Annotated in this window: 25 protein-coding genes and 3 pseudogenes; 14 read left to right on the top strand and 14 right to left on the bottom strand. The window is 61.2% G+C overall.

The window, feature by feature from the left end; all coding sequences use genetic code 11:
* Window positions 1-183: 183 nt before the first annotated feature.
* Window positions 184-1,737 carry a S53 family peptidase gene (locus AYM40_RS24020; protein WP_063498725.1) on the bottom strand — a complete coding sequence of 518 codons (1,554 nt, stop codon included), beginning with the start codon at window positions 1,735-1,737 and terminating at the stop codon, window positions 184-186.
* 306 nt (window positions 1,738-2,043) lie between these two features.
* Between AYM40_RS24020 and AYM40_RS24015 the strand changes: the two genes are divergently transcribed.
* A complete protein-coding gene (locus tag AYM40_RS24015) occupies window positions 2,044-2,553 on the top strand; it encodes a DUF1993 domain-containing protein (protein WP_063500654.1) in 510 nt (169 codons plus the stop codon).
* Between the two features lie 30 nt (window positions 2,554-2,583).
* On the opposite strand, the gene AYM40_RS24010 is transcribed toward AYM40_RS24015, so the two are convergent.
* On the bottom strand, window positions 2,584-2,904 hold the full coding sequence (locus AYM40_RS24010) for a YnfA family protein (RefSeq protein ID WP_063498724.1): 321 nt from the start codon (window positions 2,902-2,904) through the stop codon (window positions 2,584-2,586).
* Between the two features lie 186 nt (window positions 2,905-3,090).
* A complete protein-coding gene (locus AYM40_RS24005; protein WP_063498723.1) occupies window positions 3,091-3,720 on the bottom strand; it encodes a LysE family translocator in 630 nt (209 codons plus the stop codon).
* 154 nt (window positions 3,721-3,874) lie between these two features.
* Here AYM40_RS24005 and AYM40_RS24000 point away from each other — a divergent pair, with 154 nt between their 5' ends.
* Window positions 3,875-4,342, top strand: a complete 468-nt coding sequence (locus AYM40_RS24000) for an Lrp/AsnC family transcriptional regulator (RefSeq protein ID WP_063498722.1) — start codon at window positions 3,875-3,877, stop codon at window positions 4,340-4,342.
* A 65-nt stretch (window positions 4,343-4,407) separates the two neighbouring features.
* Entirely contained in the window at window positions 4,408-4,641 is a 234-nt protein-coding gene (locus AYM40_RS23995; protein WP_063498721.1) for a hypothetical protein, read from the top strand.
* Between the two features lie 314 nt (window positions 4,642-4,955).
* Here the strand turns inward: AYM40_RS23995 and AYM40_RS23990 are convergent, their stop codons facing one another.
* On the bottom strand, window positions 4,956-5,432 hold the full coding sequence (locus AYM40_RS23990; RefSeq protein ID WP_063498720.1) for an OsmC family protein: 477 nt from the start codon (window positions 5,430-5,432) through the stop codon (window positions 4,956-4,958).
* Window positions 5,433-5,541: 109 nt separating this feature from the next.
* On the opposite strand from AYM40_RS23990, the gene AYM40_RS23985 reads away from it, so the two are divergent.
* Complete coding sequence (locus AYM40_RS23985; protein WP_063498719.1) at window positions 5,542-6,183, top strand: GntR family transcriptional regulator; 642 nt, start codon at window positions 5,542-5,544, stop codon at window positions 6,181-6,183.
* A gap of 3 nt (window positions 6,184-6,186) precedes the next feature.
* Here AYM40_RS23985 and AYM40_RS23980 read toward each other — a convergent pair whose 3' ends face one another.
* A complete protein-coding gene (locus AYM40_RS23980; protein ID WP_063498718.1) occupies window positions 6,187-6,531 on the bottom strand; it encodes a hypothetical protein in 345 nt (114 codons plus the stop codon).
* Window positions 6,532-6,787: 256 nt separating this feature from the next.
* Here AYM40_RS23980 and AYM40_RS23975 point away from each other — a divergent pair, with 256 nt between their 5' ends.
* Both AYM40_RS23975 and AYM40_RS23970 read left to right on the top strand, forming a co-directional pair.
* Window positions 6,788-7,507: a glycine zipper 2TM domain-containing protein gene (locus tag AYM40_RS23975; protein WP_063498717.1), complete on the top strand. Its 720-nt coding sequence runs from the start codon at window positions 6,788-6,790 to the stop codon at window positions 7,505-7,507.
* Window positions 7,508-7,609: 102 nt separating this feature from the next.
* On the top strand, window positions 7,610-9,616 hold the full coding sequence (locus AYM40_RS23970) for a bifunctional DedA family/phosphatase PAP2 family protein (protein WP_063498716.1): 2,007 nt from the start codon (window positions 7,610-7,612) through the stop codon (window positions 9,614-9,616).
* Between the two features lie 93 nt (window positions 9,617-9,709).
* Here AYM40_RS23970 and AYM40_RS40580 read toward each other — a convergent pair whose 3' ends face one another.
* Entirely contained in the window at window positions 9,710-10,054 is a 345-nt protein-coding gene (locus tag AYM40_RS40580; RefSeq protein WP_148662290.1) for a hypothetical protein, read from the bottom strand.
* 595 nt (window positions 10,055-10,649) lie between these two features.
* Here AYM40_RS40580 and AYM40_RS23965 point away from each other — a divergent pair.
* Window positions 10,650-10,919 (top strand): hypothetical protein, encoded by a 270-nt coding sequence (locus AYM40_RS23965; protein WP_236721068.1) that lies wholly within the window; start codon window positions 10,650-10,652, stop codon window positions 10,917-10,919.
* Window positions 10,920-11,038: 119 nt separating this feature from the next.
* Here the strand turns inward: AYM40_RS23965 and AYM40_RS43795 are convergent, their stop codons facing one another.
* Window positions 11,039-11,149 (bottom strand): DesA/ISL3 alpha bundle tail domain-containing protein, encoded by a 111-nt coding sequence (locus AYM40_RS43795; protein WP_420488505.1) that lies wholly within the window; start codon window positions 11,147-11,149, stop codon window positions 11,039-11,041.
* A 393-nt stretch (window positions 11,150-11,542) separates the two neighbouring features.
* Between AYM40_RS43795 and AYM40_RS23960 the strand changes: the two genes are divergently transcribed.
* Window positions 11,543-11,758: a hypothetical protein gene (locus AYM40_RS23960; protein WP_063498715.1), complete on the top strand. Its 216-nt coding sequence runs from the start codon at window positions 11,543-11,545 to the stop codon at window positions 11,756-11,758.
* Window positions 11,759-11,848: 90 nt separating this feature from the next.
* Here the strand turns inward: AYM40_RS23960 and AYM40_RS23955 are convergent, their stop codons facing one another.
* From AYM40_RS23955 to AYM40_RS23945, 4 genes and pseudogenes are all read right to left on the bottom strand, one after another.
* Entirely contained in the window at window positions 11,849-12,718 is an 870-nt protein-coding gene (locus AYM40_RS23955; RefSeq protein ID WP_063498714.1) for a slipin family protein, read from the bottom strand.
* A 142-nt stretch (window positions 12,719-12,860) separates the two neighbouring features.
* Window positions 12,861-13,058 (bottom strand): annotated as a pseudogene (locus AYM40_RS42650) (alpha-D-glucose phosphate-specific phosphoglucomutase); the annotation flags it as partial.
* Window positions 13,041-13,136 (bottom strand): annotated as a pseudogene (locus AYM40_RS42645) (Crp/Fnr family transcriptional regulator); the annotation flags it as partial. The pseudogenes AYM40_RS42645 and AYM40_RS42650, both read right to left, overlap by 18 nt.
* A gap of 61 nt (window positions 13,137-13,197) precedes the next feature.
* Entirely contained in the window at window positions 13,198-13,950 is a 753-nt protein-coding gene (locus AYM40_RS23945; protein WP_063498712.1) for a YoaK family protein, read from the bottom strand.
* A gap of 238 nt (window positions 13,951-14,188) precedes the next feature.
* Between AYM40_RS23945 and AYM40_RS23940 the strand changes: the two genes are divergently transcribed.
* From AYM40_RS23940 to AYM40_RS23915, 6 genes and pseudogenes are all read left to right on the top strand, one after another.
* A complete protein-coding gene (locus AYM40_RS23940; protein WP_063498711.1) occupies window positions 14,189-16,573 on the top strand; it encodes a phosphoketolase in 2,385 nt (794 codons plus the stop codon).
* Window positions 16,574-16,577: 4 nt separating this feature from the next.
* A complete protein-coding gene (locus AYM40_RS23935; RefSeq protein ID WP_063498710.1) occupies window positions 16,578-17,732 on the top strand; it encodes an acetate/propionate family kinase in 1,155 nt (384 codons plus the stop codon).
* 103 nt (window positions 17,733-17,835) lie between these two features.
* A pseudogene (locus AYM40_RS23930) lies at window positions 17,836-18,066 on the top strand (YSC84-related protein); the annotation flags it as partial.
* A gap of 63 nt (window positions 18,067-18,129) precedes the next feature.
* A complete protein-coding gene (locus tag AYM40_RS23925; protein WP_063498709.1) occupies window positions 18,130-18,939 on the top strand; it encodes a PRC-barrel domain-containing protein in 810 nt (269 codons plus the stop codon).
* Between the two features lie 155 nt (window positions 18,940-19,094).
* Complete coding sequence (locus AYM40_RS23920; RefSeq protein WP_063498708.1) at window positions 19,095-19,328, top strand: hypothetical protein; 234 nt, start codon at window positions 19,095-19,097, stop codon at window positions 19,326-19,328.
* A gap of 87 nt (window positions 19,329-19,415) precedes the next feature.
* On the top strand, window positions 19,416-19,634 hold the full coding sequence (locus tag AYM40_RS23915) for a hypothetical protein (protein WP_063498707.1): 219 nt from the start codon (window positions 19,416-19,418) through the stop codon (window positions 19,632-19,634).
* A 22-nt stretch (window positions 19,635-19,656) separates the two neighbouring features.
* Here the strand turns inward: AYM40_RS23915 and AYM40_RS23910 are convergent, their stop codons facing one another.
* The 3 genes from AYM40_RS23910 to AYM40_RS23905 all read right to left on the bottom strand — a co-directional run bounded on the left by AYM40_RS23910 (window position 19,657) and on the right by AYM40_RS23905 (window position 23,023).
* Window positions 19,657-20,523, bottom strand: a complete 867-nt coding sequence (locus tag AYM40_RS23910) for a sensor histidine kinase (RefSeq protein ID WP_082855269.1) — start codon at window positions 20,521-20,523, stop codon at window positions 19,657-19,659.
* Window positions 20,524-21,617: 1,094 nt separating this feature from the next.
* Window positions 21,618-21,773: a DUF3309 family protein gene (locus AYM40_RS38935; protein WP_082855267.1), complete on the bottom strand. Its 156-nt coding sequence runs from the start codon at window positions 21,771-21,773 to the stop codon at window positions 21,618-21,620.
* Between the two features lie 530 nt (window positions 21,774-22,303).
* A complete protein-coding gene (locus AYM40_RS23905; protein WP_063498705.1) occupies window positions 22,304-23,023 on the bottom strand; it encodes a Crp/Fnr family transcriptional regulator in 720 nt (239 codons plus the stop codon).
* Between the last annotated feature and the right edge of the window lie 179 nt (window positions 23,024-23,202).

Genomic DNA, 23,202 nt, shown 5'->3' with positions numbered 1-23,202 from the left:
ACGTCTTGATGTCTCTGATGTCTCTTGTGTGTCCTGTCCCGCCTCGCCTGCGTCTCTTGAAGCCACGCGCCGTAGTGCCTGCAGCCCGAACAGGGGGCACTTTCGGACAAGCGCGGCGGGCTGGCGAGCGCCTGAGCTGACAATGAGCCAGGTGTCACCCGAACCCGCCCGCGACTCATCAGACTATAGTGCCGCCACCTTCTGACCATTGGGGCTGCCGAGTCCCGTGCACGCATCCCAGCCCGGCGACGCGGCGAAGCTGCCGTTGTTGCCTTGGGTGATGTCGTTAAGCGCGCCCGGCGCCTTGTACAACTTCGGGTTGATGAAACCGGCCGGTTGCCCCTTCGCCGCATTGATCCGCGCAATCAACGCCGCCCATAGCGGTGCGACCGCACTGGTGCCGCCGATCACCGTCTGCGTGCCGTCGATCAATACGCTATAGCCGGTGACGGGCGATGCATCGCCGGCCACGTCCGGCACGCCGCGCCCGCCGAGCGCCGTCTTGCCGCCGCTCGATGAAGTCGCGGACAGACCTTGTTGCCACACCGGCACCGGAAAGGCCCGGCTCACGCCCCCGCCGCCCGCGCCGCCCTGTGCGCCGTCGTTCCACACCACTTCATGCGTAATCGCGGTGCCCGACGCGGTCAGGCTCGTACCGCCGCATGCCAGCACATAGGGGCTCGACGCCGGAAAGTCGACCTGGTCGCTGCCGGAGCCGTCGCTCGAGCCGCTATCGCCCGACGCCGCGCAGACAGTCACCCCCAAGGCCGCCGCCGTTTGCAGCACGCTGTTGAAAGCTTGCAACGACTGGCTGGTCCAGCTCGACTCCGGGCCGCCCCAACTGATCGAGACAACCGAGGGTCGGTTAGTCGTGTCATGCACCGCACGGCTCACCGCGTCGATGAAACCGGCGTCGCTGTTCTGCGTGAAATAGACCGCGATCGTCGCGCCAGGCACGATCGCACCGACGATTTCGATGTCGAGCGTGACTTCGCCGTCAGGCCCGTTTGGGTCGCCGCTCGGCTGATTGCTACCCTGATCGACGCCAACGGACTTCACAGCCGGCGAAGCCACGCCCAGGCTCGCGAAGTAGCTCTTGAGGTCGGACGTGTTGTACCCGCCGCCGAGCTCGATGATGCCGACGCATTCGCCGCTGCCGTCGCCTTGCGGAAACTGATACAACGATGCGAGCTGCGGCGGCGTGAAAGACGCCTGATGCGCTTTGGCCGGCTGGAACGGCGGCCGGATGCGAAAGTGCGGCCGTGCCTGAGGCCGGTTATCGAGCCCGAGCACGGCTTGCACGATGCCGTGCAGATCGTCCGGCACGCTGATCGTGCCGGTACGGCCGCGGAACTGGCCCGTTGTGTGATGCTGGTAATGTTCCAGCTTGACGCCGAACGCGGTCTGGAACTGCGCGATCGTGCCGCTCAGCAACACGAGGCGCGCTGCCGGATCTTCCCGCATTACTGTCAAGCCGTGGGCGGCGGCAAAGGCTTTGACCTTGGCGATGTCGTCCGGCGCGGCGCCGTAATCTTTTGCGAACGCTTCATGCGATAGCGGCTTGACGCTCGGGTCGCCCGCTTCGATCTTGCTCATCAGCGCGTCGAATTGGGCCTGCCGCTGACGGCGCAGCATTACGAAAACCTCGATCCGTTCTGCCGGATCGCATTGCCCAATGACGGTCGAACCTTGCTCGACCGTTCGCTCGCTTCCCGGCAGCGGTTGTCTATTGACCATGGTGTCGATACTCCTGTTAGCGTGACGGCGCGGGGCGCAAGGTCGATCCCGCGTACGGCACGCACCTGCACGAACTCACCGCCTCGCGACCGGCGGCGGATTGCTGTTTCAAGGACTTCGCCAAACCGTCCGACCTATGCATTCGAACACAGTTCCGGCGTGCGCGGCAGTTGTCCGAATAGCTAACGCCGGGTTGGATCAATGTGCATCGTGCAGCGGCCGCGCTATGATGCTGAAGCGGCAATCCAACCGTTGCAGCGCCTCGCGCGCCGCCCTCGCCCACGATCGAAGAATCAGAGGAACCTCATGTCAATTTCGATGTATCAAGCGTCATTGCCCGTGCTGGTGCGCGGCATGACCAACCTGCAAGTCATCCTCGGCAAGGCCGAGGCGCACGCTGCCGAGAAACGGATCGACCCGTCCGTGCTCGTGAACGCCCGGCTCGCGCCGGACATGCTGCCGCTGGTGCGCCAGGTCTATATCGTGAGCGACACGGCGAAAGGCTGCGCCGCACGCCTGGCTGACGTCGAAGCGCCGAAATACGACGACGTCGAACAGACCTTTGAAGAACTCGATGCCCGCCTTCAAAAGACGATTGATTATCTGAAGGAATTCAATGCGCAACAGATCGACGGCTCGGAAGAACGTCCGATCACGCTGAAAATGCGCAACGGCCCGGTCGAGTTCACGGGGCTGTCGTATCTGCTCGGTTTCGTGTTGCCGAACTTCTTTTTTCACGTCACGACGGCGTACGACATTCTGCGTCACAACGGCGTCGAACTTGGCAAGCTCGACTATCTGGGCGGCATCAAGTAAGAAGGCGTGCGTTGTAGTGCGCAAGTAGCATCACATGCGCGGCTGGAACGCGATGATCGCCATGCCGGCCAGCGTGAACGCCACGCCGGCCACATCCCACAGCGTGGGGCGCACTTTGTCGACGCACCATAGCCACGCGATCGCCACCGCCACGTACACACCGCCGTAAGCCGCATACACACGGCCTGCGGCGGTGCCGTGCAGCGTCAGCAGCCAGGCGAACAATGCGAGGCTAAACGCCCCGGGAACCAGCAGCCAGATGGAGCCCCCCTCCTTCAGCCAACGCCAGGGCAAATAGCACCCGACGATTTCGGCAATGGCGGTCACGGCATAAAGCAGAAAGGTTTTCATCGACAGATAGAGAAGCGAATGGTTGTGTTGTCGCGGGACCCTGCGCGGCTGTCCACCGGCTTTATTAACACAAACACTTGGCGCGCGGGCATGGCCCATGCGCCGGCCGTCACATCCGGTCCCTATTCGCTACCTGTGATGAGCGTCACGTCGCCCTGTATCTATATCGGCAAATTCGGCCGTCAGTCAGTCCAGCGAGAGCCGCAACGCAAAGCCGATCAATGCCGCCGAGAAAGTCCAACGCTGCAGTGTCTGCGCGAGAGGATGAGCCCGCATCCAGCCGGCGATGCGCGCCGCGCCGATCGCGTAGATGCCGTCGAAACACACGCCAATAGCGAGCAGCACCAGACCTAGTTCGACCATCTGCAGCGCAACCGGTCCGGCCTCGGGACGCACGAACTGCGGCAATAGCACCGAGCAGAACAGCAGCGCTTTCGGGTTCAACAGGTTGGTCAGCAGGCCCTTCACGAAAGCGGCACGCAACGGCTGCGACTCGACACCCGCCACGCCGCCTTCAGGCAACGCGAATACAGGCGACCGGAAGATCTGAATGCCAACCCACGCGAGATAAACCGCGCCACCGTAACGCACCACGTCATACAGCCAGGGCGCACTGCGCAACAGCGCCGCCACCCCGCATGCCGACAGCGTGACGTGCGTTGCCCGCGCCACGCCCAGCCCGCCGGCCGCTGCGAAGCCACTGCGCACGCCACGTCCGATACTGGTCTGCAGAACCAGCGCCATGTCCGGCCCAGGCACGGCATAGACCACGAACAACGCAGCAATATAGACGACCAGAAGGTGTGCGGAAATCATAGAAGCCTCTTGTTTTTAAGGGCTCTATCTTGCTATCGTCGGCGGAGGGTTTGCTGGCGAAATACAGAGGCATGGGCTTCATCTTTGGAGGAATACGCTAATATTCCACCTCGAACCCATGTTTTCCGCTAACGCACAGTAAGCGTCCCACCCCATGACACCTGAGCTCGATAAAACAGACCGCGCGATCCTCGCCGCGCTGCAGAACGACGGCCGCATGTCGAATGCACGGCTGGCCGAGATGGTCGGCCTGAGCGAGACGCCTTGTGCCCGCCGCCTCAAGCGCCTTGAAAACGACGGCTATATCGACCAGTACCGCGCGATGCTTTCGCGCTCCGCCCTCGGCCTCGGCGTGGTTGCGTTCGTCTACGTGCGGTTCGCCGTGCACGACCGCGCGGTGGCCACCCGTTTCGAACGCGAGGTGCAGGCAATCCCGCGAATTCTGGCGTGCCACAACGTGTCGGGCAGCGCTGACTACATCCTGCAGGTGGTCGCGCGCGATCTCGACGACTACGGCACGTTCATGCGCGACGAGATGCGCAGCCTGCCGGGCGTGACGTCGGTGGAATCGGCATTGTCGCTGCGGGAAGTCAAGGCTAACGGCGGGTTGCCGCTGTCCTGAACACGGACATGGCATAGTCTCCCATTTGACACGGCGCGAGCCGACCAGACGAACACGGAGTTTTCATGGATCACGAAAAGGCGAGAGCCGAAGAAACAGCCGCGATGGAGCGCGTTTTGACCGCAACCACGCGAGTAAAGACGGCCTTCGCGTCGCTGCAATCGCAATTCCCGCCGGCCGGCAGCGGCCAGCCTTCGCAGTTCGCGCTGCAAACCTTCGACGCTGCGTTGCAGGAACTCGAAGACGCCCAAGCCGCATTCGACGAATTGCTCGGCGATCTGCTTGACGGCAATCGTTAAGTGGCATAGCCGGTCTCTTCACTGCATAGCTGGTGCGTAGTACGCGAGCGGTGGCCGTCTTCAGTTTCATCGAGCCGGCCGCCGCGTTATTGGGAGGTGCTGGCCGGACTTGACCGTTAGTTGCGCATTAACGTCGTGGATCTGGGCATATCGCAAGGCCGGATCCTCATCGCCCAGCCGCAACAGCGTCCGAAAGAAGCACGCAATACGTAGCGCATGCCGCCCCTGGAAGAACTGCCGGCGCCGCAGACTGCTTCGCCCAATCGGTTACGTTGCGATCTCTCGGCCGGATGCCGGTGACGGCCATACATCCGTCACGCCGCATCCGTCGCAATTTCCGGCTCGCACAGAATCGGAAAGTTGACCGAGTTCGCGATATAGCACTTCTCATGGGCCACGTGATGCAAACGCCCGGCCAAATCGAGGTCGCCGCCGGCCCGAATAACAACGTGCGGGCGTAGAACGATCCGCGAAAAGCGGCCCTGCTCCGGACTATCGAACATCGTGCCTTCGGCGTTGTCGCGATAGCTCAGAACCACGACGCCCGCCTCCGAGCAAAGATGCAGATACCAGAGCTTGTGGCAGGCGGACGCCGAGGCGACCAGCAGATCCTCCGGATTCCACCGGTTCGCGTCGCCGAGAAACGCCGCGTCAGATGATCCGGGAATGTCGGGCTTGCTTCCCGCCGCGATGATGTGGTCCCGGCCGTATTCGCGGTATCCCGAGGTGCCACTGCCGCGGTTGCCTGTCCATTGCACCGATACCGCGTATTTGTGCTCGCCGTATGCCATGCCAATCTCCTTTGCTGTTGACCCGGAATTGAATTCGCAACGAATGCATTCTATATGCGCATAGCAATTTTGGTATACCATTATTCCAAACGGCAACCGACAGAAACACATGGACCACAAACTGGATTCGACGGCTGACTCCATCGCCGTCTCGCTACGCGAACTGATCGCGAGCGGCGAACTGGAGGACGGCGCAAGGCTGGTCGAGCGCGAACTCGCCGATCGATTCGGAGTGAGCCGGGTGCCGATGAGAGAAGCCATACAAAAGCTCGAGGGAGAAGGACTGGTCGAACTCATGCGCAATCGCGGCGCCGTCGTGCGAACCCTGACGGAATCCGACCTGGATGAGATTTACGGCCTGCGCGGTTTGCTCGAAGGAGACGCCATCTTCCACGCGGTCAAACGCATGGACAGTGAGACGTTATCGCGCGCCGAACTCGTTCATCGGCTTCTGGGCGACGCGGATACAGCGCAACGACAGGGCGAACTGAATCGCGAGTTTCATGAGCTGCTGTACCGGCCGTGTGCCAACGGCCGTCAATTGAAAGCGATCCGCGAACTACGCACTCAGGTCGAGCGCTACGAACGATTGCAAGGCACGCTGCTCGCCGACACACCCGCCTTTCAGGACGAGCATCTCAAGATTCTCGAAGCATGCGAGGCTGGCAACGCACGACTCGCGCGATCGATGACGGTGGAACATCTCGCGTCGGCGAAACGCATCGTTCTGCAACTGGTTCGGGCTGGTTGACGACTACTGCCCGAACGCTTTTCCCGTCACGTTCGGCGCTCGCGGATCCGGGCTCATATTCAGGCTGGTGCCGTTTGCCCGCATGTTGTTGAGCACCGGGCCCGATCCCATGCCGCCGGGTCCGCCAATCGCAGGGGAACTGCCCACCGTACCCACGCCCGGCGTTGGGCTCAGGCCGGCTGCGCCCGCCCCCAGATTCATTCCCTGCCCCGCGCCCGCACCGTTGGCCCCACCTGCCTGCAAACCGCCCACCCCATTGGCACCAAGGTTTGCCGACTGGGCATAAGCCGCACTCGCCAGACCCATCACCAGCGCCGAAGTCAAAACACCCTTTGCCACGATTTTCATAACCCACTCCGTGATGCTGTCGAATTGCCCGGCCGAACTACCTACACCATCGAAGCGATGTCGAGCAAAAGACGCTCTTGAAGGAACCCGGTCAAACAGTAAGACTGCCCGCCTGCCACGTTTGTTCATCGTTGAAATCTGAACGAGCCGACCTTCGTGGGCAACTTGTACAAATGCTTACAAAGCAGCGTGCGCCTGGCGTACACCGCCCGCGCTGCCGCCGCGTTATTGCAGGCATCTACCCGCGGAGCCCGCAATGAACACCAATCTCAATCCCAGCAATCCACAGCGCAGCCGCATTCACCCCCTGGTCGCCGGCGCAGCCGCGGCCGTTATCCTGGCGAGCGCCACCGGCATTGCGGCGATGACAGGCCTTCTGCCTACCTCGCACGCCGTGACGGAGCCCGCGCCGCCGGCCACCACGATCGCGGCGCAAGTTGCGAGCGCTCCGGCCGCCGCGACCCAATCGGCCCCGGTTCAGCAAACGACTCAACAAACAACCCAGCAAACCGTCCAGCAAACCGCACCCGCACGTCCGCGCGTCCATCACACGCACAGCACGCCTGCCGCGGACACGCCGAGGTACGCAAATGATCAGGGTTACCAGGCGCCGTATGAATCCGCGCCGGCAAGGCCGGTCGCCGATCCTTATGCGGGCGAAGTCGTCGCCATCAATACGGTCCAGGCGCCTGAGCCGACCACCGGACTCGGCGCACTGGGAGGCGCGGTCGCCGGCGGACTCGTCGGCAATCAGATCGGCGGCGGACGCGGCAAGATTCTCACCACCATCGCCGGCGCTGTCGGCGGGGGCCTTGCCGGCAACGGGATCGAGCATGCCGTGCGCAAGCAGACTACCTATCAGGTCCAGGTGCGCATGCAGGACGGCAGCTACCGCAACTTCAGCTACCCGACGCAGCCGAACGTCCAGATCGGCGAGCGGGTTCACGTATCCGGCGATTCGCTGACCGCTTCGTGAAGTCTCGCGTCGGCATGTCACCGGATGCCGGTATGCACGAATGTGGGGAAACGCCGTGCGCGTTATGATCAACCGTTACGCCAGAACGGCTGATCGCGCACGATGGAGCACGCCTACATCCACCTTTTGCATCTGCTTGCCGGCCATCCGGCGTGGACACTCACGGTCATCTTTCTTGCGGCCTTCCTGGAGGCCATCGCCGTCATCGGCACCTTCATTCCAGGCAGCACTGCCATGTTTCTCGCCGGTGCGCTGGCCGGCACAGGTTCACTGAGCCTCGGCTGGGTGTTCCTGTGGGCGATCGCCGGCGCCGTCGCCGGGGACGGCATGAGCTTCTGGATCGGCAACCGCTACAAGGACAGGATCGTCCAGCTCTGGCCGTTCAGCAAACACCCGCAGGTACTCGACGCCGGCTACCGCTTCTTTCAGAAACACGGAGCCAAAAGCGTCGTGTTCGCCCGCTTCATCGGACCATTGCGGGCGATCGTGCCGGTCGTGGCGGGGATGCTGTGCATGACGCCGGTGCGCTTCTACGCAATGAATGTGCTGTCGGCGCTGATATGGGCTCCCGCGCATATCCTGCCGGGGGTGGTATTCGGCGCCTCCGTGCTGCTGGCCGGCGCGGTGTCGTTCCGTCTCGTCGTCATCATCGCGTTGCTGGTGGGCATCGTCTGGCTGAGCTTTCGCGCGATGGGTTTCCTGCTCTCGCATGCCAGTGCGTGGTCGAGCGCGGCGGGACGCTATCTGGGAAGCTGGGCCTGCCGCCACCCAGGCCCGTTCGGCCGGCTCGCGCGGCAACTGCTGGACCCCGAACAGCCGGATGCCAGCAGCGTCGTGGTGACATCGCTGCTGGTGCTGGCGGCGGGCGCACTCTTCTTCGGCGTCCTCGAAGACGTCATCAGCGGCGATCCGCTGGTCAACGTCGACCTGTCCGTCTATCACTTCCTGCAATCGGTCCGCACGCCCTGGAGCGACACTGTCCTTGCAGGACTGGCGACGCTCGGCAGCGTCTTCACGCTGACGGCGCTGGTCGTGACAGTGGTGGTGTGGATGCTGCTGGAGCGGCGTTGGCGCACCATCGGCTACTGGCTCGGCGCGGTCGTGTTTTCCCAATTGCTGATCTTCGCACTGCAGTTCGCGATGCGCCGCGCGCCACCCAATGAATTCATCTCCGACGCCTACGTGTTTCCGAGCAATCACGTCGCCGCCACGGTGATCGTCTACGGCTTCCTCGCGTTCCTGCTCGCGCGACGGGTCGGCATGCTGGAAGGTTTGTTCGTGGCGACTGCAAGTACGGTGGTCGTGATCGTGGTCGCGCTGTCGGGACTTTACTTCGGCAGGTACTGGGTCTCCGACGCGATCGGCGGCGCCGCGCTCGCATACATCTGGGTCGCCATCGTCTCGCTGACGGCGATGTTGCGGCATCCGGAAGTGCCACCCTCACGAGGCTTCATGCCGGTCGTGGTTCTGGTGGTGATGCTCGTGAGCGTGGGTGTGCAACTGAGCGTCAAGCCGCCGGCGCCGCCGCCTGACAATGCGCTGCGCCCGCCGCCCGTGCTGATCACTCAAGCGCAGTGGACCGTGTCGCTGTGGAAGAGACTGCCCTGCTATCGCTCGGATATGGGCGGTGACCGCAAGGAACCGCTCACGCTGCAATGGGTATCGAACCTCGATTCGATCAAGGGGCAACTGCGCGCGCAGGGATGGGTCGAGGGCACGGACCTCTCCGCGCACAGCTTGCTCTCGCTAGCCTCGCCGAATGTCGCGGCGGTAGCGCTCCCGGTATTGCCGAAGCTGAACAATGGCGTGCCTTCGTCGCTGGTCTTCATGCGTCCCGGCGACAACCGCGACGAACGCGACGTCCTGCGCTTCTGGCCGAGCGGCTATGCCGTAGCGAACGGTGCATCGACCACCCCGCTATGGGTCGGGGCTTTCGCGCACGAACGGCTCGCCCGGGCATCGTGGCCGATCAATATTCTGCGGGTCGACAAGGAAGTGTCGTCATTCGATGCTCACACCAAAACGAGCGCCGATCTCGGCGCGGCGCTCGTGGCCCAGGTGAGTTGCCATGGCGTGCCGGTATCGCTGCTGGCCTCTCCGGTGGAATGAGTGGCGCGTTGCCGGCGGCTTATTTGGATATGCCTGGATGTGCCTGGATGTGCTGTGCGTGTTCGCCGTACCCATTCAGAAATCGCTCTGCGCTCAATCACTTGGCGGCTTCGCCCAGAACTTGTCCACAAGGATATGAACATTTTCTGTGGATAACCTTAGCGAGGCGATACCTGAAGCAACCATCTGATCGATCGGCATACCGGAATCGTCGTTGATGTTGAGCGACCAGCTAATATGGCTCGTTGTGCGGGGCGTTGTTAGGACTATCTCTTGCGAGCGGTTCGAGGTAGCTGCAACACAATCCGCGCGATCGATGCCATACACACTCGCAGTTCGGTGACAAACTTCGAGAAGCGTTGTTTCTCTTCGCAACTTGAACCGATCAAGAATTGTTCGCTGCACTGCCTTTTCATCGTCTGTCAGACCGAAAGTCAAGGCCCGCTCTGCAATGTTGAACAGATCCCAGAGATGTTTCGCTCAATAGCTGGATCCCAATGCTTTTCAAGAAAGACCGAGAGGGCCATATCGGAAGGCAGCTCTATCTGACGTCCACCACAACGCGTACATGCGAATCTGTGCATGCGTCCTATTCCGCCCATTTTCGGATAGCGAGACCCGGCACTGGAAGCGCGCGATCGTCATCGACGACCGCCGCCTCGCGCTGCGGACGACGCCGGACCAAAAATTGGACCCCGCACGGTGCGGGTTTTTCATTTCTGGTCGGACCATCAAGGTCTATGGTGCAGCCAGTCCCGTATGAAATGCGTATCCAGCCAGCGGAGTTGCTGATTCCTAGGGCGTTCGCGTCTGTAATGCTCAGCTACCAATATTGCCGCAATGACCAACACGATCACCCCAAACAACACTCCCGTGATTAACTCGGCCATGGCAGCCTCCTTACCAGGTCTCGACCATGCTTACATTTTAGGCGATACGCCCACCCAAAGCGACGCCGGCCCGGTTCCTTTCATTTCTGGCGCGAGCACGTGGTGGGCATAGAATGACCGTGTACCACACAGGAGATTGAGCCATGGCCCGAATGAGAGATCGCCTGAAGGAGCGCCTGGCCGTGACCGATCGACGGCTCAAGGAACTGAAGGAAGCTGGCAGGGCATCGGACAAAGGGCGCCGGCAGCAGTGCAGGCAGAGCAAGGCCGACCGGCATCGCAAAGCGATGCTCGTCGGCGAGACCGTGCTCCGCAGAGTACATAGCGGCGAATGGGAAGAAGCAGACTTCCGGCAGATGATGGATGAGGCGCTATCCCGTCCTGCCGATCGAGCGCTGTTCGACCTTGACTGAGCGCGGCCGATTCCAGTGTCCGACTTGTGGGTAAACCGGCTGCCTTGTCGCCGTAGATTGCGCGATTATCTTGCGCACGGCGCCCCGGCAACGGTTGGCAGCAGGACCGGCACTATCCGTCAGGTGTACTGGCGAAGACGCGACGAAAACGCCTCAAGGGCATTGATACCGCTCAGCTCTGCAAGACTGCACCAGTCCTGCAACTGAAGGAGCAACTGTTCGCGCGACATATTCGGCCGTATCCGGGTGACCCGAGGCAGCTACCGATTCTTCACGTACGGGAAATGGGCAACTGCGATTCTCCGTCTCACAGTCGCTCCGGGCCGAGCCTACTGCCAGAGAATCTGGCGGGTGACAAGAGGCCGGAGTAACGGCGTGAGGTGTGGCCATCGCCGCTGCTGCGGCAAAGCCACACGCTTTCCACAGAACGTGCGCCGCTGCCTTGAATGCTCCGCGCGGAAGGTCGCGATTTTTAGCGTGTCCGACCACTGGCCGCCAGCGTACAGACATAACGGCCGATTCGATGCGACGATGTAAGGCACGCGGGGCTGCAATGCACCGTAGCCAGCCGGCCGAACTAACGCGACCGCCGGTCCCTCCAACGTTTAAACAGGAGGACCATCATGATCCGCCTCTTCAGTATTTTCATGCTCGCTGCGGGCCTTGCTGGCTGCGTCGTGGCCCCGCCGTATGGTTACGGCTACGATCCAGGGCCCACCTATGAGTCAGGCCCCGCCTACTACGGCTATGCCCCCGGCTATTACGCGGCTCCGGCCGTCAATGTTGGGATCGGCTTTGGTGGCTACTTCGGCGGAGGACATGGTGGACGCGGACGGTAAATGTGCGGCGCTCGCAAACGCGCGTTGCGTCACTTTGACGTGGCGGCCTGTGACGCTCGCGAGATTCATAGCTAAACCCGTCCGGATCTTCTACGCCGCGGTCTTGAGCGGAGTCACCACGGGATCGGCAAAGGCATTGCCTGCAATGGCGAACGCCAGCGGCGGATTCAGACTGTCGACCATCGAAGTCGGCATGAGGATCGTCGCGCCACGTTCCTTCGTCGTCTCGTAGATGATATTCATTGCACGAAGTTGCAGCGCGCCCGGCTGCGTTTCATACACTCTCGCCGCCTCGACAAAATTCGACGCGATCGCGGCCTCCGCCGAACCGAGAATGACGCGCGCCTGTTTTTCCCGCTCGGCCTGCGCCTGACGGGACATCGCGTCCTGCAACGCGACTGGAATCGCCACGTCGCGAATTTCGACGGAACCGACCGCGATTCCCCATTCGGCAGTCTTGCCGCCAATTTCGTCACGCAGGTGCGCGTCCGCCGCGGTTCTGTCCGACAGCAACGCAGACAGCATCGTCGCGCCGATCAGTTCCCGCAACGTGGTCTGCGCGACGCGATCAATCGCCTGCCGATAATCGGTTATCGCCAGTGCGGCTTTTTGCGCATCACAGACGTGCCAGAAAATGATCGCATCGACATTTACCGGCACCGTATCTTTGGTCAGCGCCTGCTCCGCGTTGAAAGCCGTGGTCTGAATGCGTTCGTCGATGACTGCGACGATGTTGTCCAGAATCGGAATGATCATGAAGAATCCCGCGCCCTTCACGCTCTGCAGTTTTCCGACTCGCAGGATGACAAATTTCTCCCAGACGTTGGCAACTCTCACCGACATGCCGATCAGAAGAGCCGCAACAAAAAATGGCGGAGCGAGATACACATTCACCAATCCGCCAGCAGCCATGCCGGCTAGCAGGAACACGGTGGACAGAAGTAACGTGATCGGATTCATGATGGTTGTGCCTCGCAAGGCGGAGCGGCGTTGATGCGAAAAGCCGGGGATGACTGTTCCGCGCACGGCCGCGAATAGGCTGAAACTGAAAATCCAGCGCACTCCCGAACAGGTTGCCCGCAAGTGTCGCGAAAGTCGGTACGGTGTCGCATGCAACGGCCACGTCGAAGCGGTTCTTCTGGCCAATCAGCGGTTGCATCGCATACGGCGACGATGGGTCCATGCGGATACGCCCATCCCAATCGACACCTATGAAGCGGAAGGTCGGATCGACTTCGTCATTGATCACGCTCAGGTTCAAACCGTAGCGTTCGGCAATCGGCCCCCAGTAGTGCACGCCGAGCATGTTGGCGATCAGCTCCTGCGTCATCTTTAGCTCGTTCGACGGCAGGCGGTCCAGGTTGAGAAGCCACGTTCTCATGTGCAATACGGTAAGTCTGTACGGTAACGTTCAGATCAGTAAAAACAACCCTATCGCATCATTTATCAACATGACTGGCACCGCGCATCCCGTCCAGCAACGGCACGAAGGCGAGTGTGAGAAGCAGGGCAGCGAGCGGCAGCGTTGCGATGAAACCCATGTGCTTGAATCCCAACGCGCCCGTCACGCCGCCCACGAAGAACATCCCAAGCAGTGACGCCAGCAGCGCAAGTCTCTGTCGATCGGCGCGCACGCGTGGCGCTCGTGAATCTGGCGCATTCCAGTAGACCAGCTTTCCCAGTTCGATACCGATGTCGGTAACCAGGCCTGTCACATGGGTCGTACGGATTTCGGCTTTCGAAATCTTGGTGATGATCGCGTTCTGAAGACCCATCACGAAGCACAGCACGCCTACCGTGGCGGACACGAACAGGAGCCGGTGATGTTCCAGATTCGAGCCGAGCAACCCGAAGCCCAACAGCAACGTTGCCTCCAGCAACAACGGCGTCGCATACACGCTTTGCGCGTGCCGGCGCCGTCCCCAGTTGATCAGGATCGCCGACGTGGCGGCGCCGGTGAGAAATGCAATGAGTGAACTGAGCCCCGCCACGACAAGGCCGAAATCGCCAAGCGCGAGATTGTCGGCCAGCGACGACACGATACCGGTCATGTGCGACGTGTACTGTCCGACCGCCAGAAAGCCGCCCGCGTTGGCCGCGCCTGCAACGAACGCGAGCCAGCGCCCGAGACGCCGATTGGTCACGTCGGTCCGGTGCGGACTGGCGAATCCTCGAAGATAGTTAATCGGCATGATGGCGGATGAGTGTCAGTTGGATGCAGGTGCGGTAGAGGGCGCGCATCGCCATGATGCACCCGAACCGCGCCGAATTCCTCACTGCCCGCCTCTTCACCCGGATGCCGGTACGGCAGCGTACCGACTTCGGCCGCCGGCTGTTGCATATTCGATACCTCACCGCAGCCCGGTGCACGGATGAGCCGCACTCGAGAAAAATCACCCGCTCACGGGGTTCGCCTCAAGGAGTGTTGATATGTCCGATGTCGCCGATGGTGAATCCTCGCTAACTGCCGACACGCTGCGCAAAATAGACCGGTACTGGCGCGCGTGCAATTATCTCGCCGCCGGCATGATTTACCTGCGCGACAATCCCTTGTTGCGCGAGCCGCTGAAACCCGAACACATCAAGAACCGGCTGCTGGGCCATTGGGGCTCCGATCCGGGGCAAAGCTTCGTACTGGTGCATCTGAACCGGCTTATCAAGCAACTCGATCTCAACGTCATCTACATTTCCGGCCCAGGGCACGGCGCGCCCGCGACGCTTGCCAGTTGCTATCTGGAAGGCCACTACTCGGAGATCTATCCGGACTGCAGCGAAAATGAAGAGGGTATGCGCCGCTTCTTCCGGCAGTTTTCTTTTCCAGGCGGCATCGGTTCGCATTGCACACCCGAGACGCCGGGCTCGATTCACGAAGGCGGCGAGCTCGGTTACAGCCTCTCGCATGGCTACGGCGCAGCCTTTGACAATCCGGATCTGATCGTTACCGCGGTGATAGGCGATGGCGAAGCGGAAACCGGCCCGCTCGCGACGTCATGGCATTCGAACAAATTTCTGAATCCGGTTCGCGACGGCGCCGTGCTGCCAATCCTGCATCTGAACGGCTTCAAGATCGCGAATCCGACGATTCTCGCGCGGATTCCTCGCGATGAACTCGAAGCGCTTCTGGTCGGCTATGGACACCGGCCGTATTTCGTCGAGGGAGACGATCCCGAGACCATGCATCGCCAGATGGCTGGCACGCTGGAACGCTGTATCGACGAGATTCGCTCGATCCAGCAGCGCGCACGCGCGAGCGGTGACGCAACACGCCCCCGCTGGCCGATGATCGTGTTGCGCACGCCGAAGGGCTGGACCGGCCCAAAAGAGGTCGGCGGACACAAGGTAGAGGGATCATGGCGCGCGCACCAGGTGCCGATTGCGGATCCCGCGACGAACGAGACCAGTCTGAAGCTGGTCGAGAGCTGGATGAAAAGTTACCGGCCGCAAGAACTGTTCGACGAGGCCGGAAGGCTGGTCGCCGAATTGCGCGAGATGGCGCCTGCCGGCACGCGCCGCATCAGCGCCAACCCGCATGCGAACGGCGGCCTGTTGTGCAAAGCACTCGATATGCCGCCGTTTCGGGACTATGCGGTCGACATGAAAGCGCCCGCGGCAAGCTACATGCCGCCGACCGATGTGCTCGCGAAATTTTTACGCGACGTCATGCGCCGCAATATGACCAACTTCCGCGTATTCGGTCCGGACGAAACCGCCAGCAATAAACTGACCGCCATCTACGAGGCGTCCGAAAAAACGTGGCTCGCCGAGACCCGACCCGACGATGACGACGGCGGTGAACTGTCGGTCGATGGCCGCGTCATGGAGATGCTGAGCGAACACACGCTCGAAGGATGGTTCGAAGGCTATGTGCTCACCGGTCGGCACGGCCTCTTCGCGACCTACGAAGCCTTTGTGCACGTGATCGATTCGATGTTCAACCAGCACGCAAAATGGCTGGAGAAGGCAAAACGCGAACTGAGATGGCGGCAACCGGTACCGTCGATCAATCTGCTGATTACGTCGCTCGTCTGGCGTCAGGATCACAATGGCTTCACGCATCAGGATCCGGGTTTTCTCGACGTCGTCACCAACAAGAGCCCCGACGTCGTGCGCATCTACATGCCGCCCGATGCGAACTGTCTGCTGAGCATCGCCGACCACTGCCTGCGCTCGCGCGATTACGTCAATGTGATCGTCGCGGACAAGCAGCCGCATTTGCAGTATCTCGACATGGCCGCGGCCGTCACGCATTGCACGAAGGGCATCGGCATCTGGGATTGGGCGTCGACCGACCAGGGCGTCGAGCCGGACGTCGTGATGGCATGTGCCGGCGATATCGCGACGATGGAATCGCTCGCCGCCGTGCAGATACTCAAGGAACAGTTCCCCAATCTGAAAATCCGCTTCGTCAACGTGGTCGACCTGTTCCGGCTCATGCCGGATACCGATCATCCGCACGGTCTGTCGAATCGCGACTTCGACTCGCTGTTCACCGTCGACAGACCGGTCATCTTCAACTTCCACTCCTATCCCACCCTCGTCCACAAGCTCAGCTACCGGCGCTCGAACCACGAGAACATGCATGTGCACGGCTATCAGGAGAAAGGTAACATCAACACGCCGCTTGAACTGGCCATCGTCAATCAGGTCGACCGGTTTTCGCTGGCTATCGACGTGATCGATCGCGTTGCGTGCCTGCAAGGCGTCGGCGACCACGCCAAGGAGTGGCTCCGCGGGCAGATCATCGAACATCTCGCGTATGCGCACACCGAAGGCATCGACAGCGAAGCGATTCGGAACTGGACATGGACGAGGTAGCCCGATGACACGAACAGACCCGGAAGCAGGCGATATTCTCGTGCTGAACAGCGGCTCGTCGTCGCTCAAGTTTGGTCTGTTCAGCGTCGCTGCGGACGACGAGGCGCCGCTACTGGAGGGCAGCGCGGACGGCATCGGCCGCGCGGGCGGTAGCCTGCAAATGAAGTCCCGCGACGGCAACGTCGACGTACAGATGTCGCCCGTGATGGAATCGCAAACCGACGCCTTGCAAAAGCTCGCGTCGGTGCTCGACGAGCATGGCTATGGACGGCCCGTGGCAGTGGGGCATCGGGTGGTGCATGGCGGCCCGAATGTGCGGACCCATCGGCGCTTGACCGCTGAGGTGAAGCGGCAGTTGCAGGAAGCGGTGCACTTTGCGCCGTTGCATATTCCGCCGGCGCTGACGCTGATCGACGAAGCATCGGCCATCTTCGGCGACGCGCAGCATTTCGTCTGCTTCGACACGGCCTTTCATTGCACGCTGCCGCCGCGCGCGGCGCATCTTCCGCTGCCGCGCCGTTATGCGGATGCGGGCGTAATCCGCTATGGGTTTCACGGGCTATCGTACGAATCGCTCGTGCACAGACTCGGTGCCGACTTGCCGGCTCGAACGGTGTTTGCTCACCTGGGCAATGGTTCGAGCCTCTGCGCGTTGCGCGATGGGAAGTCCGTCGATACGTCGATGGGTCTTACGCCGACAGGTGGGATACCGATGGGCACGCGCAGCGGCGACCTGGACCCAGGCGTGCTGCTTTATCTGATGCGCGTCGAGGGACTCGATGCAGACGGACTGGAGACTCTGCTGAACCGCGCAAGCGGTCTCGCGGGATTTGCTGGAGGCGAAAGCGACATGCAGGCGCTGCTCAGACGAAGCGCCGATGGCGATAGCGACTCGGCGCTCGCCGTGGAGGTGTTTGCGACGGCCGTGCGAAAGTCGATCGGCGCCTACGCGGCCCTTCTGGGCGGAATCGACTTGCTGGTTTTCACGGGCGGAATCGGCGAGCACAGCCCTGAGATACGCGACAGGATCTGTATGGAACTCGACTTCCTCGGTCTGTCGCCAGGACATCACATAGCCAAGGTCCGCGTGATGCATACGGAGGAAGAGCGTCAAATCGCGCGGCATTGCCGGGCCTTGCTGGAAAGCCCCGCGAGTTGAATTTTCGCAGGGCCGACGATCGGCATCGAGTGTGCGGTCGAACAAAGACACGCGACTGTACGTTGTCGTACCGCATTCTCGCGCGCCTCAGTGTAGCGTGACCTCTATCGTCATCCTGTTCATGACCGACGAGTCGCTCAACCGCTTCCGCAGCAGAGACGGCTGGTCAGCTGGCGGCGATGCGTCAGTAGCCGTGCTGAAAGTGGGCGTGAACGGCAATCTCGACACCAGCACCGCTACCGGACAGGTCGACGCGTTCGTTCTGACCAATAGTGGCTTGATGGCCGGCGCGTCGCTGGAAGGCACGAAAGTTACCCGGCTCACGTCGCTTTAAAAAGATGGACTCTGGGACTCGCCGCTTGACGCGAGCCCAGACTTTTCATGTTGCGGAGAAATCATGTTACGAAGCATAAGAGACTTGCGCGGAAGCACCGTTCACGCATCCGACGGCGACATAGGCTCGGTCAGCCAGGCCTATTTCGATGACGAATCCTGGGGCGTCCGCTATCTGGTGGTCGAAACGGGCAACTGGCTCAACGATCGCCAAGTGCTGGTGTCGCCGTATTCGGTCAAGCACACGGACCCTGGGTCGAGTGTCGTGCACGTCAGCCTTTCCCGGCAGCAAGTCAGGGACAGCCCGGTTCTCGACACGCACAAGCCCGTATCGCGGCAGCACGAGATCGAATACCTGCGTTACTACAGCTATCCGACGTATTGGGGCGGCCCGAACCTGTGGGGCATGGGCGCCTACCCTGCCTACGATCCGACCGGCGTCCCGCCGGACGCGCTGCTCGATACGCCGTCACAGCCGACGTTGCACACAGACCAGCCGCCCCCGGACGTTCATCTGCGCAGTACCGACGAGGTCAAGGGCTACCACCTCAAGACAGCCGACGGCGGCATCGGCCATGTGTCGGACCTCATCTACGACGACACCGACTGGGCAATTCGTTATCTGGTGGTGGACACACACAACTGGTGGCCCGGCGGAAAAGCCGTGCTGATCGCGATTCACTGGATAGACGGAGTCGACTGGTTCGAGTCTGCAGTGTCGACGACACTCACTCGCGGCGTGATCCAGAACAGCCCCGCGTATGACGACTCGATGCCGATCGACCGGCATTACGAAGTCGTGCTGCACCGCTTTTACGGTAAGCACGGGTATTGGTCGGATGCCAATGAGGACGAGCGCGTTGCCGCGGAGTGATGCCTCGCGCAGGCCGCCGTTCTCGCCCAATCCGCGCACTCCGGGATCGATGACCGTTCTCAGCGCGGTTAGACGATCTTGCGCGATGCCGCGATCGCTTCGTTGAGACAACGGAAAACGCATGCATGGAAACGCACTGCAGGCAGGAGTAGATCATGAGACAAAATATTCAGAAACTGTATCAAGCCCGTATCCATACATTCACACCGGAGTGTCTGGAACTGCAAGATGGCAAATTTGATTTCCATCTTCGCCATGCGGTGGAAGGCTGCCTTCCTTCGGCCGACCAGCACTATGCCGTCGGCATTTTCGCAACCTGCGAGGAAGGCCATGCGGCCGCGCTTGCATACGGCGACAGATACATTTCGGAGCACAAGTTCGGAATGTAGCGGCCCCGCCGTTCATTGATGAAAAGCGACTGTATCCGGCAGCGATCGGACCGGATGTAGCCGTCGTCTAACCAGGAGCACTGCGTTATGGCAGACAAAATCATCTCAAGCGACACGCACGACGCCCATATGACCGTCAAGGATCACATTGCCGACGGCTGGGTGGCGACGCTCTGGATCGTTGCCAAGGGCGCCCCGAAAGGCAACGAACCCACTACTACGCTCGACACTTTTTTCGATTCTGAAGACACGGCCTGGCATTCGGTCAAAACGCTTGCCCTCGCGAAGCTCAGCAACCTGAAATAAGGCGGGTCGCACATGCCCGCCGTCACGCCGGCTCACCAGCCATGCGCCGTTCCAGCACGATCGGCAGCCTGAGCGTGAATTCGCTGCCCGTACCGGGGCCGGCACTGGTCGCCGACACCGTTCCGCCATGCGATTCGGCGACCGCCTTCACCACGGCAAGACCCACCCCAAGACCGCCGGCACTCGCCGCAATCGTTCTGCTGGACTGAGCGAAGAGGTCAAAGATATGTGGCAGGAGCGCGCCCGATATGCCCAGGCCATTGTCCTTCACGGATACGACGAGGTCCTTCCCGTCCGCGAGCACGTTCACGGCGATGCAACCATTTTCCGGCGTGTATTTCACCGCGTTACGCAGGAGGTTATCGACGGCCTGTGCGAGACGCACAGGATCGCCTTCAATGCGTAATGCCCTGTCGGCAATCTGCACGGTGAGCGTCTGGCCGCGTTGGGCTGCAGCCAGTGCGGCTGCGGTGAGCGGGCCGGCCAGAACCGCAACGACTTCGATGAGGGCCTTGCTCACACGGAGCGCGCCACGGTCGATCCGCGTGGCATCCATCAAGTCCTCAGCAAGCCGGCTAATCTGTGTGATCTGCCGGTCGAGCATGTCGATCGACCGTAACACCTCCGGACGATCCGCCGACGCCCTGCGAATGAGGTGGACGGCCAGTTGCATCGGCGTCAACGGTCCACGAAGCTCGTGCGCCACCATCGCAAGAATTTCGTCCTTGCGTCGAAGCGCGTCGAAACGATGGGCGGCCGGAGGAGAATGACTGGAAAAAGCGATGGAGGCTCGTTGCTGCGAGCATTCCATCATTTCATCGTTCACGTCTACGTGGCGCGCGTCGGGCGTGCCAACGGACCACCGGAAAGATACTGGATGAGCTGACATGTAGAGCCTCGTTTTTTGACGCGCGGCCTGATGAATGCATTGATGCCCGTCTCGCTACCCCTGCTAACGATCTTGACCAGCATGACGTAGCGTGTCTGGCGTTCAACGCTTCGGTCCCCTCATACCCTCGGTTTCCATCGCGGCATTGCGTTCTTCGCTCGCCTCAATGGAAAGACCTGCGGTGCGAATGCGACATCGATCATGCTGGAAAATACGAAGTGGCGGGGCAACGTCATGTCGATGTGCGTTCGATTTTATCGAACAACCTGAGCAGTCGGGACACCCGGGTCCGTCCATCGGGCACCAGACGCTGATGCGTCGATAGCGACGTAATGCGACGCCGCCAGTACGATAGCCCAAGTGGACTTCCCGGGATAAGAAGCGGAATGATCCGTTCGAGGTGCGTCAGGTCTTCTTCGAATTGATGGTGGAGCATCGTGGTCCTTGGGGGCTGTTTTATGGTCCGCCACAAGTGTGTGCTGACCGGTTTTGCACGTCTGCACGCTACCGTACAGGGTGTGAGGCGAGCCAACCTTTTCACACGAGCCGCGGATGTCTCCAGGTGTGCGGCTTCACGTCGAATCCATGTTGCCCCGCCTGGCTCGCGGTATGGCACCGTACCCGTTCGTCTCAGACCTTCGCTAGCGGACCTGAAGTCAGAGCCCAGTTAGCGCCCTCGTACCGGGACGATGCCGCATTACTGCTAAAGAACCGACGCGGTGGTGGGACTTGCCGTAGCGAACAACGTTGCATAGCGCCGGGCCTTGACCTCGCTCGACGGGATGATGTCGATTCGCACGACATCGCCCTCTTCTTTCGCGGTTTTCGCGCGTCAATGCGTCTGGCTGTCCGGAGCGCCGGCGAAAGCCGCCCGCGCCGTCGCATCAAAACCGGTGGCAGCCGTTACTCAGGCGCGTACCTGAACTCTGGTAATGCCTTCAGGGACTCCCTGGCCTTGTTCATGACATTGCTCCTTGAAAATGACCGATGACTGAACCTGTCGACGCGTGCAGGCCACTCGTTCTCTGATGGCACGGTTCGACAACGACTGCCCGTGAGCGGATCATCCAGACACGAATTTTTGCGCTCTTATCTTATATTCTGCCCAGAAGCAGCAATATGAGAACGACGACCAGCAGCACACCCAGCACGCCGCTTGGCATATAGCCCCACGAACGGCTGTGCGGCCAGGTCGGTATCGCACCGATCAACACCAGCACCAGCAAAACTATCAATATTGTTCCCAACATGGAACTTCTCCTTTCCGACTCCGTGTTACGACGAGCCCGTCGCCGCTCTCTCGCCACGTGCCCGGAATCTTCAGGCCTTTCGCGAGGTATCTTCGCAAATTAAATGTGATGCTGACCGGCATCCGCACAACCCGGAAAAGACCCGCCCTGTAGTGTGAGGCTGGCATCGATTTGCCACGCAGTCGGTACGGTGGTGGACATCGGGATTCCTTTTTTACGCCCGGAGTTCGCGACTGCCGCGTGCCGGATGCGGCCGCGCTGGGGGCATTCCCGGGCTGTCAGTCCGACTGCACTTTGACCGGCCACGAAATCGCTCGGCGCGATCCACATGACCGTCTGCAACACGCCAGCCAAAGTGCGGCATTCTGTTCAGCAGCGGTCCGGGCGCGGACGAAAAATTTCCCCCTTTCACGCCAGGGTTCAATTGCGTGGCCGCCCTGGTAAAGCGCGCCAGCCGTATTCGCCGGGAATGCTACAGCGGGTGTTGCGGTAGCCCTGCGCTGCCCGTCCGCGCAGGAAAGATACGTGTTTTATATCGCCTTCAGATCAGGCAGCAGCCGGTCGAACTCCCGTTTCACCACGCTGTAGCATTCGCACACGCGCATTTCGAGCCCCGGTCGATCCAGAACCTCGATGTGGCCATGAGCGTAGCGAATCAGTCCCGCGCCCTGCAGTTTCAGCGCCGCCTCCGTCACGCCGGATCTGCGTACGCCAAGCATGTTGGCGATCAGTTCCTGTGTCATCTTCAACTCGTTTGACGGCAGGCGGTCCATGCTGAGCAGCAGCCAGCGGCACAATTGCTGGTCGATCGAATGATGCCGGTTGCAGACGGCGGTCTGGGCCATCTGGGTGATCAATGCCTGGGTATAGCGCAGCAATAACCGCTGCACCGGACCAGCGCGATGGAATTCCTCTTTCAGGATGCGTGCATCCAGTCGATACGCCTGGCCTGCGCTTTGCACGACTGCCCGGTTTGGCGTGGTTTCACCGCCCATGAAGAGCGCAATACCGATGATCCCTTCGTTGCCCACTATCGCAATCTCGGCGGACGCGCCGTCCTCCATCACATAGAGCAGCGATACGATGGACGTTGTCGGAAAATACACGTAGTCGAGGCGATCGCCTGACTCGTACACGACCTGCCCCAGTGGCATCTCGACCGCTACGAGATGCGGGGCCACGCGCGCCCGCTCCGCTTCCGGCAGAACCGAAAGCAGGTGATTTTCTCTGGAATGTTGCTCGCTTTCCATGTCCCGCTCCCCGACATCCCGTCCAGAAACTGCACCGTTTTCGCAGAATTGTTCTTAACGATATCAGCCACCAGCGGCATTTGCGTGAATGCACCAGACGAATGGGCGGGGATGTAGAACTCACCTGGACCTCGTTCGAATTATAGTTCGCGCGCAGGGTGGCACGTCGCGGCGCGCTG

Origin of the sequence: Paraburkholderia phytofirmans OLGA172, from assembly GCF_001634365.1 — a bacterium.
GTDB lineage: Bacteria > Pseudomonadota > Gammaproteobacteria > Burkholderiales > Burkholderiaceae > Paraburkholderia.
Note: the sequence above shows the minus strand (reverse complement) of the source record. Positions and strands in the feature narration are given on the sequence as shown.

Excerpts from the sequence above, each read along its gene's own strand:
- AYM40_RS23940 (WP_063498711.1), top strand. The coding sequence starts at position 14,189 with ATGTCCGATGTCGCCGATGGTGAATCCTCGCTAACTGCCGACACGCTG.
- AYM40_RS23920 (WP_063498708.1), top strand. The coding sequence starts at position 19,095 with ATGAGACAAAATATTCAGAAACTGTATCAAGCCCGTATCCATACATTC.
- AYM40_RS24010 (WP_063498724.1), bottom strand. The coding sequence starts at position 2,904 with ATGAAAACCTTTCTGCTTTATGCCGTGACCGCCATTGCCGAAATCGTC.
- AYM40_RS24000 (WP_063498722.1), top strand. The coding sequence starts at position 3,875 with ATGACACCTGAGCTCGATAAAACAGACCGCGCGATCCTCGCCGCGCTG.
- AYM40_RS24005 (WP_063498723.1), bottom strand. The coding sequence starts at position 3,720 with ATGATTTCCGCACACCTTCTGGTCGTCTATATTGCTGCGTTGTTCGTG.
- AYM40_RS23960 (WP_063498715.1), top strand. The coding sequence starts at position 11,543 with ATGATCCGCCTCTTCAGTATTTTCATGCTCGCTGCGGGCCTTGCTGGC.
- AYM40_RS23970 (WP_063498716.1), top strand. The coding sequence starts at position 7,610 with ATGGAGCACGCCTACATCCACCTTTTGCATCTGCTTGCCGGCCATCCG.
- AYM40_RS23935 (WP_063498710.1), top strand. The coding sequence starts at position 16,578 with ATGACACGAACAGACCCGGAAGCAGGCGATATTCTCGTGCTGAACAGC.
- AYM40_RS23990 (WP_063498720.1), bottom strand. The coding sequence starts at position 5,432 with ATGGCATACGGCGAGCACAAATACGCGGTATCGGTGCAATGGACAGGC.
- AYM40_RS23945 (WP_063498712.1), bottom strand. The coding sequence starts at position 13,950 with ATGCCGATTAACTATCTTCGAGGATTCGCCAGTCCGCACCGGACCGAC.
- AYM40_RS23965 (WP_236721068.1), top strand. The coding sequence starts at position 10,650 with ATGGCCCGAATGAGAGATCGCCTGAAGGAGCGCCTGGCCGTGACCGAT.
- AYM40_RS23915 (WP_063498707.1), top strand. The coding sequence starts at position 19,416 with ATGGCAGACAAAATCATCTCAAGCGACACGCACGACGCCCATATGACC.
- AYM40_RS23980 (WP_063498718.1), bottom strand. The coding sequence starts at position 6,531 with ATGAAAATCGTGGCAAAGGGTGTTTTGACTTCGGCGCTGGTGATGGGT.
- AYM40_RS23925 (WP_063498709.1), top strand. The coding sequence starts at position 18,130 with ATGTTACGAAGCATAAGAGACTTGCGCGGAAGCACCGTTCACGCATCC.
- AYM40_RS23910 (WP_082855269.1), bottom strand. The coding sequence starts at position 20,523 with ATGTCAGCTCATCCAGTATCTTTCCGGTGGTCCGTTGGCACGCCCGAC.
- AYM40_RS23905 (WP_063498705.1), bottom strand. The coding sequence starts at position 23,023 with ATGGAAAGCGAGCAACATTCCAGAGAAAATCACCTGCTTTCGGTTCTG.
- AYM40_RS24020 (WP_063498725.1), bottom strand. The coding sequence starts at position 1,737 with ATGGTCAATAGACAACCGCTGCCGGGAAGCGAGCGAACGGTCGAGCAA.
- AYM40_RS23955 (WP_063498714.1), bottom strand. The coding sequence starts at position 12,718 with ATGAATCCGATCACGTTACTTCTGTCCACCGTGTTCCTGCTAGCCGGC.
- AYM40_RS38935 (WP_082855267.1), bottom strand. The coding sequence starts at position 21,773 with ATGTTGGGAACAATATTGATAGTTTTGCTGGTGCTGGTGTTGATCGGT.
- AYM40_RS23995 (WP_063498721.1), top strand. The coding sequence starts at position 4,408 with ATGGATCACGAAAAGGCGAGAGCCGAAGAAACAGCCGCGATGGAGCGC.
- AYM40_RS23985 (WP_063498719.1), top strand. The coding sequence starts at position 5,542 with ATGGACCACAAACTGGATTCGACGGCTGACTCCATCGCCGTCTCGCTA.
- AYM40_RS23975 (WP_063498717.1), top strand. The coding sequence starts at position 6,788 with ATGAACACCAATCTCAATCCCAGCAATCCACAGCGCAGCCGCATTCAC.
- AYM40_RS24015 (WP_063500654.1), top strand. The coding sequence starts at position 2,044 with ATGTCAATTTCGATGTATCAAGCGTCATTGCCCGTGCTGGTGCGCGGC.
- AYM40_RS43795 (WP_420488505.1), bottom strand. The coding sequence starts at position 11,149 with ATGTCGCGCGAACAGTTGCTCCTTCAGTTGCAGGACTGGTGCAGTCTT.